This is a genomic window from Arboricoccus pini, from assembly GCF_900187945.1.
GTDB classification, from domain to species: Bacteria; Pseudomonadota; Alphaproteobacteria; order Geminicoccales; family Geminicoccaceae; genus Arboricoccus; species Arboricoccus pini.
In genome coordinates, this window is record NZ_FYEH01000002.1 from 360,874 (window position 1) to 372,871 (window position 11,998).

Annotated in this window: 9 protein-coding genes and 1 pseudogene; 3 read left to right on the forward strand and 7 right to left on the reverse strand. The window is 64.4% G+C overall.

Going from position 1 to position 11,998, the window contains the following annotated elements; genetic code table 11:
- Positions 1–14 precede the first annotated feature (14 nt).
- Positions 15–2,360, forward strand: a complete 2,346-nt coding sequence (locus CFB17_RS04425; RefSeq protein ID WP_088560172.1) for a putative bifunctional diguanylate cyclase/phosphodiesterase — start codon at positions 15–17, stop codon at positions 2,358–2,360.
- A gap of 153 nt (positions 2,361–2,513) precedes the next feature.
- On the opposite strand, the gene CFB17_RS04430 is transcribed toward CFB17_RS04425, so the two are convergent.
- The 4 genes from CFB17_RS04430 to CFB17_RS04445 form a co-directional block, all read right to left on the reverse strand.
- On the reverse strand, positions 2,514–3,509 hold the full coding sequence (locus tag CFB17_RS04430; RefSeq protein ID WP_088560173.1) for a 2-hydroxyacid dehydrogenase: 996 nt from the start codon (positions 3,507–3,509) through the stop codon (positions 2,514–2,516).
- A 208-nt stretch (positions 3,510–3,717) separates the two neighbouring features.
- Positions 3,718–4,488, reverse strand: a complete 771-nt coding sequence (locus CFB17_RS04435) for a hypothetical protein (RefSeq protein WP_088560174.1) — start codon at positions 4,486–4,488, stop codon at positions 3,718–3,720.
- Positions 4,489–4,618: 130 nt separating this feature from the next.
- Positions 4,619–4,999 carry a hypothetical protein gene (locus tag CFB17_RS04440; RefSeq protein ID WP_088560175.1) on the reverse strand — a complete coding sequence of 127 codons (381 nt, stop codon included), beginning with the start codon at positions 4,997–4,999 and terminating at the stop codon, positions 4,619–4,621.
- 793 nt (positions 5,000–5,792) lie between these two features.
- Positions 5,793–6,737 carry a zinc-dependent alcohol dehydrogenase family protein gene (locus tag CFB17_RS04445; RefSeq protein ID WP_207761929.1) on the reverse strand — a complete coding sequence of 315 codons (945 nt, stop codon included), beginning with the start codon at positions 6,735–6,737 and terminating at the stop codon, positions 5,793–5,795.
- A gap of 120 nt (positions 6,738–6,857) precedes the next feature.
- Here CFB17_RS04445 and CFB17_RS04450 point away from each other — a divergent pair, with 120 nt between their 5' ends.
- Positions 6,858–7,217 carry a winged helix-turn-helix transcriptional regulator gene (locus CFB17_RS04450; RefSeq protein WP_088560177.1) on the forward strand — a complete coding sequence of 120 codons (360 nt, stop codon included), beginning with the start codon at positions 6,858–6,860 and terminating at the stop codon, positions 7,215–7,217.
- Between the two features lie 84 nt (positions 7,218–7,301).
- Here CFB17_RS04450 and CFB17_RS04455 read toward each other — a convergent pair whose 3' ends face one another.
- Entirely contained in the window at positions 7,302–7,811 is a 510-nt protein-coding gene (locus CFB17_RS04455; protein WP_088560178.1) for a flavin reductase, read from the reverse strand.
- A 143-nt stretch (positions 7,812–7,954) separates the two neighbouring features.
- On the opposite strand from CFB17_RS04455, the gene CFB17_RS04460 reads away from it, so the two are divergent.
- Positions 7,955–8,845 carry a glutamate racemase gene (locus CFB17_RS04460; protein ID WP_243389722.1) on the forward strand — a complete coding sequence of 297 codons (891 nt, stop codon included), beginning with the start codon at positions 7,955–7,957 and terminating at the stop codon, positions 8,843–8,845.
- Between the two features lie 6 nt (positions 8,846–8,851).
- On the opposite strand, the gene CFB17_RS04465 is transcribed toward CFB17_RS04460, so the two are convergent.
- Positions 8,852–10,600 (reverse strand): L,D-transpeptidase family protein, encoded by a 1,749-nt coding sequence (locus tag CFB17_RS04465; protein WP_088560180.1) that lies wholly within the window; start codon positions 10,598–10,600, stop codon positions 8,852–8,854.
- A 169-nt stretch (positions 10,601–10,769) separates the two neighbouring features.
- Positions 10,770–11,981 (reverse strand): annotated as a pseudogene (locus tag CFB17_RS04470) (multidrug effflux MFS transporter).
- Positions 11,982–11,998 lie beyond the last annotated feature (17 nt).

Here is an 11,998-nt window from a genome sequence, read left to right on the forward strand (position 1 = left end):
GCCCTGGCCGTATCTTGACCAAGTTTGCCAGAGCACGTTTCTGGCGGGATCGGCGCACGACGGTGCTCGCCTTGATGGGCCTGCTGGCAGTTTTGATCTCCTTTGGCGCCCAGAGCCTCAAAGATCTCAATCAATGGCATGAGCAACAATTGAGGGTCCTCAGGGACGGCACCTGGTTCACGCTTCAGGCCCAGGCGCATTTTAGTCGCCTTATGGTCGACCTCGATCGATACGCAGAGGGTGACCCCACCGTCACGCATGATGCCCTCATGCTGCAGTTCGAGGTGTTCTGGAGCCGTGTCGACGTCTTCAGCTTCGAGCAGGCGGCCGTCGTCTTCCTGGGAGAGAATGGCGTCCAGGATTTCGTCCGCTCAAGCCTCGCGGTACTGCGACGGACCGAGCCCGGCCTTCAGGCATTGCACGCCGGGGACGCGGTAGCCGCGGCGACGATCCGACGCCAACTCGACGATGTAGGCAGCGCGCTCAGCACCCTGTCGCTCACTATCAACGCCAAGCAGGTCAACTCGCTGCAGACGAACGACGCGCGGAGCGCTGCCTTGTTCCGCCGCGTCTCGTTCGGTATGGCGGCCACCGCCGCGACCGGCGTCATCCTCGTCCTCATGCTCCTTAGCGCCATGCGCCAGCAACAACGACATCTCAAGACGGCGCTGGCCGCCGAACGGCAGGTCTCGACCGCCAAGGCGGATTTGCACGCGGTCATCGATTCCCTTCCTGCCATCATCTCGGCCAGGGATCAGGCAGGTCGCTATCTCTTCGTCAACCGGTCCTTCGCCCAATTCTTCGGTGTCTCGCAGACGGCGACCATCGGCTCCGCCTATCCTCCCCAGGGGATGCTGGCACCGCCAACCGGCGCGGATATGCCGTCGGGCGGCCATGGCGGCTATCACGAGGTCGAGGTCACGGCGCACGACGGCAAAAAGCGAACCATGCTGATGACGGACGTGCCGCTTCGGGACGCCGGCCCGAATCCCGACCGCACCGTGCGCATCGCCCTCGACATTACCGAACGCAAAGAGGCCGAGAACCGGATCCGCTTTCTGGCCGAGTGCGATGTCCTGACCGGCGTGCCGAACCGCGCCTTCCTGCTCGATCACCTGGACAAGCTACTGCGGCAGCGCCCGCAGCCGCTCTTGAGCCTGACGATCGTCGATCTCGACGATTTCAAGGCGGTAAATGAAATGCTAGGCCATTCCGCCGGCGATGCGCTACTCGTGGCCCTGGCGCTGCGGCTCGGCGAGGGCGAGGGCAACCACATGATCTGCCGCCTGGGTGGCGATGAATTCGCCATCCTCAGCCAGGGTGTGCGCTCCGATCGCGCTGCCATGGCCCAGGCAGAAGCCCTGCAACTGCGGCTGCATCAGCCCTTCATCATCAACGATAATGTCGTGCACATCAGCGCCAGCCTCGGCCTCGCCATGACGCACCGAGAATCCAGCACGACCGCCGACCTGCTCCGCAACGCGGCAATAGCTCTCGCCAGCGCCAAGTCGAAGGGACGTGGGCGGATCGCCTCCTTCACGGCCAGCCTCGCCGCCCAGCATACGCACCGCAAACGCCTCGAAGCCGACCTCCACGGCGCCCTCGCGAACGGGACCGAACTGCGGCTCGAATACCAGCCCAAATTCGAACTTTCCATGCGACAGCTGACCGGCTTTGAGACCCTGCTGCGCTGGGATCATCCGCAACTGGGACCCATCAGCCCCAGCGTTTTCGTGCCTATCGCCGAGGAAATCGGCCTGATCGGCCGCCTCGGCTCCTGGGTGATCACCGAGGCCGCGCGGCAGATCGCCGAATGGGAAGGCCGCGGACTGGCCTCCTGGCTCAAATTCGCCGTCAATCTCTCAGCCGCCCAATTCATCCACGGCGATATCGTCAGCTCCACCATCGGCATTCTCCGCACGGCCGGCGTCCGCCCCGACCGGCTCTCGATCGAGATCACCGAGAGTATCTTGATGCGCGACGTCGTGCGCGCCTCCGACGCCCTGAAGCGCTTCCGCGAACATGGCATCGGCGTATCGATCGACGATTTCGGCACCGGCTTCTCCTCCCTCAGCTACCTCGTCCAGTTTCCCTTCGACGAGCTCAAGATCGATCGCCATTTCGTCCGTACGATGCTGCATTCTCCCGCCGCCCGCGCCGTCGTCCGCAGCGTCATCGACCTTGCGCGCAGTCTCGAGGCCACCGTCGTCGCCGAGGGCATCGAGAACGAGCGTCAGCTCATCGCCCTGCACGACATGGGCTGCCGGCTTGGCCAGGGCTTCTTCCTGAGCGAACCCCTCCGGCCGGCCGCCGCCGCCCTGCTCATGGAAGGTTGCAGGGCCCTGGCCGTCGCGTCCTGAAGGTCACGCCCACAGGCCAAGGCCAGCATCGACCACCGCGCCGCCTCGAGCCGCCAGCCACGCTTGCGGCCGACGCACGCGTCGGGCCCTTAGCTCGCGTCGTCCATGACTTCGCGAGCAGACAGAGCCTGAGGCCGCCTCCCCGTCACCGGCTCATGACAGCCGAACCTCGTTCAGCAAGGGCTCGCCCGCCTCGAAGGCCCGAACATTCGCTAGTGTCGTTGCGCAGATCGTGTCGATTGCCTCACGCGTAAAAAACGCCTGGTGGCCCGTGACGATGACATTGGGAAACGAAACGAGGCGCTGGATGACGTCATCGCCGATGACGTCGCTCGAATGATCGCGAAAAAACAAGCTTGCCTCCTGCTCGTAGACGTCGATCCCGAGGCCACCGATGCGCCCGGCCTTGAGCGCCTCGATGGCAGCCAGCGTATCGACGAGACCGCCCCTACTCGTATTGATCAAAAGAAGGCCCGGCCTCGCCTGGGCCAGCGCCTCCGCATCGACGATATGCCGCGTCGCGTCCGTCAGCGGACAGTGCAGGGAAACAATGTCACTCGTCGCCATCAACTCGGCCGACGTAAGATAATGACCGCCCAGCGCCTCGAACGCCGGATTGGGAAACGGATCAAACCCGACAATCTCGCAGCCGAATCCCTGCATGATCGAAGCAAAGACCCGGCCGATCTTGCCCGTGCCGATGACACCCACCCTGCGCCCGCGCAGATCAAAGCCCAAAAGTCCGTCCAGCTCGAAATTACCCTCCCGCGTGCGATTATAGGCGCGATGAATCTTCCGGTTGAGCGCCAGGATCAATCCAACCGCAAATTCCGCAACGGCATAAGGCGAGTAGCTCTCGACCCGGGCCACACGCAAACCCAGATCGCGCGCCGCCGCGAGATCAATGTGGTTGAAGCCCGTCGAACGCGTGGCGATGAACCTGGTCCCCCCCGCCGACAAACCCGTCAGCACCTCGCGGTCGACAAGGTCGTTGACGAAAACCGAAACCGCCGGAAACCCCTCCGCCAGCGTCACCGTATGCGGCTCGAGCATAACCTCGTGAAAGATCAACTCGTGCCCGAACGCTCGATTCGCCTCCGTCAGGAACTCCCGATCATACCGCTTGGCGCTAAATACCGCGACGCGCATCCACCCCATCCCCACAACCCAGCAATCCCACTCAGTATGAGAACAACCGCTCATCCGCCAAGCCCGATTACGTGAGAGGAGGAAGCAGGCTCCGTCGGCCTTCGAGAAAGCAGGGATGCCTCCGGCGGCCAGGGGCCGAAAGGCCCCTGGACCCGGGTTGGGGCGGGATTGTTGGTGCGGGTGAGGATCGAGTCTTAGCCGGCCAGGATCACGAGGGCGGGCCGGTCCCGTAGCGGCCGATCTTCCGGGCACCCTGCAAGCGTATCGCCGCCTGCATGCTCTCCGCCGGCCGCTCGTGCCAGTACCGCGCCACACCCCGCGCCACCGCCTCCAGGCGAAGCGAGGGCAGCGCGTTCTGACCAAGGCCCGTACCCATCCGCTCGGCCTCGGACGCCAGCTTGTCCGCCAGCCGGTTCAGCTCAGCCCGATTGTCCCGCGCCACCCGGCGCAGATCGGCCAGGGCCAGCGCTTCCGCCTCCTCCTGGTGCTCGGGTATCGCCGCGCAATGGCTCCAGTCGCCCGGCGGCTGGCGCGGTTCGGCCGGCGGTGCGGCCTCGCGACGCTCGGGCCTGGGCTGCGTCTCCCGCGCGGCGGCCTCGGCCCGGGCGACGAAACGCTCGGCCATGCTCCGGGCCGGATCGCGGCCCCGGTGCTGCTCATGGAGGACGAACATGGCGACCCGCATGTCGCCCGTCTCCAGACCCATCTCCAGGATGGAGAGCGCCAGGGGTGCCAGCCGGGCGATGCGCTCCTCATAAGGGAGCGATGCCACCGCGCTGTAATGCCGAAGCAGCTCCTGGAACTCCTCGTCCCGCAGCAGCTTCTCGACTTCCATGACCGGCACGCGGTTGACGAGCGCCATCTCCTGGGCGGTACGTCCGGCCGCCATGGCCTGGGCCGTGCGCCTGCGATCACGCCTGGCCCAGAAGGGGTAGCGGCGCCGTGGCGGCTTGGGGGCGAGGCGATCGGTCCAGTCCATGGGGCCCACTGTACAAGGAATATAGTCCTTATACAATAGCTCTCATGCGCCGCCCGCTGTCCGACCCACCCATCGCCCCCAGGTCCAGGAGGCGGTGCCTCCTGGTCGCCGAAGGCCCTTCACTCTTTTATTAAGGTGCCGTGCCCTGTACCTGTTTCTTGGCGTGGGTCAGTTTTTTCTGGCCGCTTTTGGCGGCTGCCTGGGTGTGGGTTCTGGCCTTGCTCGCCTGGCTGTGGATGGTGCTCTTGCCCGTCTGCATGCCCGTTTTGGCCTTGCCCATTTGATCCTGGGTCATGGAGTTGCCGCCGGTCATGGGCGTATTTCCGGCGCCCGAGGCATTGCCGCCCGTCATGGGCGCGTTGCCGACACCCGAGGAATTGGCACCGGCTCCGGAAGTATCGCCGCCGGCTGGCGGAGGGGATGCTTGATCGGTGCTCTGGGCCATTGCCGGGACTGTCGCGCCCAATAGCGCGGCCGCCAATCCGAGGGCGGCGATCTTTGTCGTACGCATGGGGCTGACTCTCCTTTAGTTATCCATTCGCCCCCGACAAATGGGTGCCCTCGGCATTGGGTTCCACTTCCACAACGTTTTTCTGACAATACCCGCCTAACAAGGCGGCAACATATATCGCTATAATGTCAATATTTTCTCATCTCATTAACAAAAAAGAAAGAACATCCATCTTCGTTGAAAATCATCATTGAATTTTTGAACAAGAAATTATCGGATTTATATGACGCCGCATTCATACGAATCCGGCGGCGTGGAATGTCTTATTTTCATCTAGATCGAAGTCGATGTGGCAATATCCTGTCCATGGCCCGATCATCGCGCGCAATGACGCATGCCCCTAGCCGTCCGTCGACGAGGATGGGTGGCTGGACCCACCTCGCAAGCCAGAGGATGCCGTGGGCGATATCCGACATGGAAATGGCCGATGCTTGCGGCAGCCTCTCAACGAGCGGTCGCCTGTCCATCGACTATCCAACGGCCTACCGATGCCGTGATCGTCGACGCGAAAATTGCCTTGCCTCCGGCCGCTATCTTGCGCGGCCAAGGCGGGAGACCCGCCTTTCGACATCTGGCTTGGCGACGGGGCCGCGATGCGGGCAGGATCCGCTCCTCAGGCTGAGGCGGAAATCTACTTTACGACCCGCCCCAACGCTCCTGCCCCCCGGCAGCAAACCGCGAGCGCTTTTGCCCAGGATCTTGCCACGGGAAGGCCGCACCCCGTCGCCGACGTCGCGCTGGCACTTGTTCATGCGCGCGCGGGATTCCTTACTCATCCTTCAGGGGTGCCCCGTCAGTCGGCGACCTCGATGACCAGCTTGCCGAAATGGCCGGCACCTTGAAGCGCCTCATAGGCGGCCTCGGCATCCTCGAAGCCGAAGACCTGATCGACTTGCGGCTTGATACCTGTGGCCACCAGCGATCGCAGCATCGCCACGGGACCCACATAAATGCCTTGCAGCGTGATGCGCTTTTCCAGGATGGCGCCAGTATTGACCGGTCCATCAAAGCCGGAGATCACGCCCATGAGGGAAATCCGGCCGTCGAAGCGCGTGGCCTCGAGCGTCCTGCTGAGGGTGGCCGGCCCGACGACGTCGACGGCGAGATCGACGCCGATCCCGCCCGTCAGGCGCAGCACTTCCTTTTCCCAGCTCTCGCAAGTGCGATAATTGATGACCTCGTCGGCGCCGAGAGCACGGGCGCGCTCCGACTTCGCGGTCGAGCTGGAAATCATGATGACGCGCGCACCCGCCATCTTCGCCAGCTGCAACGCGAAGATGGAAACACCGCCCGTGCCGAGCAGCAGCACCGTCTCACCGGGCTGGACGGGACGACGCTCGAAGAGGGCGGACCATGCCGTGACGCCGGCACAGGGCAAGGTCGCGGCCTCGTTAAAGCTCATGGCGTCCGGAATAGGCACGGCACCCGTGGCGGCGACGACCAGCCGCTCGGTCAAAACGCCATCCATGCCAGGGCCGCCAAGGCTGGTGGCCTTCTTGGCCGGCGAAAATGCGCCCTCCACCCAGCCGGGCATGAAGCCGATGACGACACGGTCGCCGATCGCGAAGCCTTTCACACCCTCGCCGATGGCGGTGACCACGCCAGCCCCGTCCGACATGGGCACGATATCGCCGAACCGCTTGGCGATGATGAGGTCACGATAATTTAGCGATGCCGCCTTGATATCGATGGCGATCTGGCCGGCACCGGGCGGCGTCGCCTCGAAAGTGTCCCTCATAAGCCGAGGGCTTTCTTTTCCAGTCAGTTTGTAGTGTCGCATGGTTCCTCCTTTACGGAAGAGCTAGATAAGGCCGAGGCTACAAAAGAGTAAGTATGAACAATTTTAGCATGTACTATCATGGATGATACTGTGACGACGCGCCGCGACCGGCGAAAGGCCGGCCGCACCGGCTGCGCCGTCGAGGCGACGCTCTCGGTCATCGGCGGCGTGTGGAAGCCGGTGCTCCTGTTCCATCTCCTGGAGGGCAAGTTGCGCTTCAACGCGCTGTGCAGGCTCACGCCTTCAGCGACCCCGCGCATGATCACGCTCCAGCTCCGGGAATTGGAGGCCGACGGAATCATCAACCGGATCGTCTATCCGGAGGTGCCCCCCAAGGTGGAGTATGAGCTGACCGAACTCGGCAGGTCGCTGGCGCCCGTGCTTCTGAGCATGCGCGATTGGGGGCAGCGGCTGCAGATGCTGGAATCGGCAGCTTGACAGGCAGAGCGCGAGCGGATCAGGCCGCGTGCCATCGCCGTAGGCACCGACCAATCTCTAACCAGCCTAGCCTAGATCCTGGCCTCAGGCCGGCGGATCGAGCGCCACATCGACGGTGCGGTAGACGCGACGGAAATAGACGAGGCCCGGCGCCTCGGGCCTGACGCGCAGGTCGACCACCTCGCAGAAGAGGACGGTGTGGGTCGAGACGTCTCTGCGGTCGGTGATGCGGCAATCAAAGGAGACAATGGCCTCGCGCAGGGCGGGTGCACCGGTCGTGAGCGACGTCCAGTGCGCCTCGGGGAAGCGCTCGGCCAGCGGAACGTCGCCGACACCGGCAAACATCGAGGAGATCGTCTCGTGGCCCGGACCCAGCGTGTTGACGCAAAGGACGCCATTTTCCGCAAAGACAGCGTGCTGGCGGCTAGCGCGGTTCTGGCAGACCAGCAAGGTCGGTGGCCGATCGGTGACCGAGCAGACGGCCGAGGCGGTAAAGCCGCCGCGACCGGCCGGTCCGTCGGTGGTGATGACGTTGACGGCGGCCGAGAGCCGCGCCATGGCATCGCGATAGGCCTCGATCGTTAAGGGCGACATGCGTTGACCTTCCCCTGCCTCTGGACCCCCTGTCGCTGGCCCATTCGGCTGCCTCCGTCGCGCATTATCTCAAGCGTGGCCGGTCCGCGCCATCCCTCTCGGCCGTTGGCAGGCATAGCGGGGTTCGCCCGAGGGCATGGAAAGTGGCAGGCGAAGCGCGGACGGCCGGTCGCAAACGGGGTACCAGCGCTATGATCGGCGTCTTCGATTCCGGGCATGGCGGCCTTACCGTGCAGCGGCATCTCTCAGCGATACTGCCGGGGGAATCGTTTCTCTATCTAGGCGACCATGCGCGAGCACCTTATGGCAGCCGCCCGCCGGGGGAGGTCCTGGCCTTCACCCAGGCAGCCTGTGCCCGGCTCTTCGAGCACGGCTGCGGCCTCGTCATCCTGGCCTGCAACACGGCGGCGACGCGGGCCCTTCGCCCCCTGCAGCAGGTCTGGCTGCCGAGGGTGGCACCTGAGCGGCGTATTCTTGGAATCGTCGTGCCGACGATAGAGGCCATGACCGGCATGCCCTGGGCCGGAGGCCCACCGCTGGTGCGAGCACCGCTGGCACCAGCCACAATCGGGGTCTTCGGCACCAAGCTGACGGTCGAGAGCGACGTCTACCCGATCGAGGTCGCCAAGCGGGCACCCGAGGTCTCGGTGATCCAGGAAGCCTGCCTCGACCTCGCGATGGCGATTGAGCGGGACGCGGCCCAATCCGACCTCGAGGCGCTGGTCAGAGCATCGACGACGGCTCTCCTGGCCAAACTCCAGGGGCGGCGCCTCGATGCCGTCGCGCTTGCCTGCACCCATTATCCCCTGGTGGCATCGCTCTTCATGCGGCACCTGCCGCCAGCGACGCTCATGCTCTCCCAGGGCGAACTCACAGCACTTAGCCTTCGCGCCTATCTCGAGCGGCATCCCCGCTTCCGGCGGCAGCCGGGCGAAGAGCCCGGATGCCGCTATCTGACGACCGGCGATCCGGCGGCGGTCACGCGCATCGCCACGCGCTTTGCCGGCCAGCCCGTGCCGTTCGCGACCGCCTGAAGGGCCTCAGGTCGGCGACTGCTGCTGCGCGTGCGCCTCGGTGGGGGCCCCCGGAAGCTCGAGCAGCCGTCCACGCCTTGCCTCCAGCCGCGTGGCGAGAACCTCGTCACGGTCGTAGAGGTCCTCGCGGAACTGCGGCTTGCCGTTCTCGTCGACCCAGGCCGTCAGATAGATGATGTGGACCGGAATTGCCTGCTTGAGGGTCACGACCCGGGTTCGCCCGGCATCCAGGACACTATGGATCATGGCGTCGCTCCAGCCCTGCGGCTGGAGGAGGAGGTCGGCCAGTTCCATCGGCTTCATCAGCCGGATGCAGCCATGGCTGAAGGAGCGGCGCTGGCGGGCGAACAGGGCCTTTGAGGGTGTGTCGTGGATATAGACGTTATAGGAATTGGGAAACATGAACTTCATCTGCCCCAAGGCGTTCTGCCCGCCCGGGGTCTGGCGCACCCTGTAGGGGAAGTTCTGCGCGTTCACCTGGCTCCAGTCGACCAGCCAGGGATTGACCGGCTGGCCGCCTGAGAGGAGCAGGTAGGAATTGCGCTCCAGATAGCCGGGATCGGCGCGAATCTTGGGCAGCATCTCCTTGATGGCGATGCTCTTGGGCACATGCCAGTTCGGGTTGAACTCGATATAGCTCATATCGGCACTGAAGGTGGGCGTCTGGTCCTTGGCCGTGCCGACCACGACATGCTGCTCGTAGGCGACCACCGGCTTGCCCGTCGCCTCGTCCGGCGTGATCAGCTGCAGGCGGTAATCGGGAATGTTGACGACGAAATAAGGCCCGCTCGGATCGGGATCGAAATGGCGCAGCCGCTCCATGTTGACCTTGATCTCGCGCAGCCGCGAACCGGTCCCATCGCCCAGCGCCGCGTAGGTCTGCGCACCAATGACGCCGTCATTGTTCAAGCCGTGCCGTGCTTGAAAATGCTTCATCGCCTCGACCAGCGGCGGGTCATAAGTCGAGCCCGCGAGCTCACCTTTGAAATCGCCCGACTGCGTCAGACGCTGGCGCAGCGCCGGGATCATCGCGCTCACCGCGCCGGGCGCGACCTTGCCCACATTGGGCACGGGCGTCCAATGCTCGCCGGACTTGGCACTCAAGGAGGCCAAAAGCGTCCTTAGACGCGCATAGGCCGGCAGGGCGGGCGGCAGGGCGTCCAGGAGGGAAGCCAGATCCGGCACCGTCGATGCCGCGGTCAGGAAGCCTCCCGCCTCGAAGGGCAAGGTTGAGAGCGGAATGTCGAAGCCATTCATCGTCGAGCGCAGCCGGCCCGTATGCACGTCGCGCGCATAGCGAATCAAAGCGGCACTGATCAGCGTCTCACGCTCGACCAGCGAGGCCATGTCGGCCTTGGCCGCCAGCGCGGCGATCTGACTCACGCCATAGTCCTCGGGATCGAGCCCCTCGCGGTCAGCCGCCGCCAGCCTTTCCACCACGAGTTGACCGCGTGCGAGCGCATCGGCCGAACCCGTCCAGATCGGCTGCCAATCACGCGCGGCATAGACCATGGCCATGGATTGCATGTCGTTATGCGCCGGCGCATCGACAGCCACGAGCGGCTGCAGACTCGCCTGCAGTCCCGCCGCCAGGCCGTCGGCCGGCATCGTCGCCTCCCCGACATCGGGCGATTGAGTGGCTGCTGCCACATGATTGCCCAAAAGGCCGAGCAAAATGGCGGCGATGGCGAGCGAACTGGGACGGCCAGCAAGTTTTCGGGCTCCTGGCCCCTCGCGCCTCAAGCTTTTGCGCACGTCCCACTTCCTTCCAAAACCTGTAGCAACCCCCGTCGCCTGGTTGCGCCCTAGGCAACAGAGTATCTTAACCTGGTCCCAAGATAGCTCGAACCGTTCTATCGGACCGCGTTATTAGCGCAACAGGCGACAAGCTTAACAGAGCCGGCCAGCCGCACCACGTAACGCCTTATGCAGCCGGCCGAGCGATCCAGCGAATGATTGCCAGGCAGAGCAACGCGCAGCCGAGAATGGTAAAGAGAGCAGGCCGCGCCGTACCATCGAACAGAAAGGCCGCCAGCGCCCCAAAGAGGGCGGCGATCGCCGTCTGCACCACGCCCAGCGAGGAACTAATGGCGCCGACCATGCCCGCATGCCCCTGCATCGCCAGCGCCGTCGCGTTGGCGAGAATGAGGCCATAAAAGACGAAAAGGAGGCAAAAGCCCGAAACGAGCGCCCAGCCGGAGCCGGGTGCCAGCCTGTCGATCAAGAGGAGCAGCAGAGCGGCTGCCAGCGTGCCGCACAGGCCGATGCGGATCACGCTGCGCAGCGCCACGAGCCGGCAAAGCCGCGCATTGACGAGATTGCCGATCGCCACGAAGGCTGCCACCACCGCAAAGCCGATCGCAAAGCTTTGCTCGTCCATGCCGTGCGCGACCATGAAGATGGCCGGCGCATTGGTCAGATAGACGTTCAAGATCGCATAGGCAAAGGCAACGATCAGCGTCGCTGACAATGTCGAGCGATGCGCGAATAGAACGACATAGCCCGCGAGCAACCGCCTCGGGCCCAGGGCGTCCAGCTGATAGTCCCGGATTGATTCCGGCAGGAAGCGCCAGACCAGGACGAGGAGCATCATGCCGTAGGCGACGAGAAAGACGAAGATCAGCCGCCAGGAGCCCAGCCGCTCGATCAAGGCGCCGATCGAAGGCGCGATGATGGGTGCGATGATGAAGGCGGCCAGGATCAGCTACATCATCCGCGCCATGCGCTCACCCTCGAACAGGTCGCGGATCATGACACGAGAGATGATGGCGCCCGCCCCCCCTCCCGCGCCCTGCACGAAGCGCGCGAACAAGAGCGTGTTCATGTCGGGAGAGAGCGCACAGGCAAGCGAGCTTGCGACATAGATGGCGATCCCCGCCATCAAGACGGGCTTGCGGCCGAACCGATCGGCCAGGGAGCCCCAGAAGAGCTGCCCCACTGCATAGCCGAGGAAGAAGAGCGTGATCGTAAGCTGGCCGCGACTTAGGGGCGCCTCGAGGTTAGCAGCCGTGGCTGCGATGGCTGGCAGATTGATGTCGGTGGCGATCGCCGTCATCGTCATCAGTGCCGCCATTAAAGCGATGAATTGCCTCGGCCCCAGGGCTATTCCCTGCCGTTCCGTCCGCGCCTTGCTCATGCCTTGCCAGATTTTCT

Excerpts from the sequence above, each read along its gene's own strand:
- CFB17_RS04430 (WP_088560173.1), bottom strand. The coding sequence starts at position 3,509 with ATGCGCGTCGCGGTATTTAGCGCCAAGCGGTATGATCGGGAGTTCCTG.
- CFB17_RS04455 (WP_088560178.1), bottom strand. The coding sequence starts at position 7,811 with ATGTCGCCCTTAACGATCGAGGCCTATCGCGATGCCATGGCGCGGCTC.
- CFB17_RS04440 (WP_088560175.1), bottom strand. The coding sequence starts at position 4,999 with ATGCGTACGACAAAGATCGCCGCCCTCGGATTGGCGGCCGCGCTATTG.
- CFB17_RS04445 (WP_207761929.1), bottom strand. The coding sequence starts at position 6,737 with ATGAGGGACACTTTCGAGGCGACGCCGCCCGGTGCCGGCCAGATCGCC.
- CFB17_RS04435 (WP_088560174.1), bottom strand. The coding sequence starts at position 4,488 with ATGGACTGGACCGATCGCCTCGCCCCCAAGCCGCCACGGCGCCGCTAC.
- CFB17_RS04450 (WP_088560177.1), top strand. The coding sequence starts at position 6,858 with ATGGATGATACTGTGACGACGCGCCGCGACCGGCGAAAGGCCGGCCGC.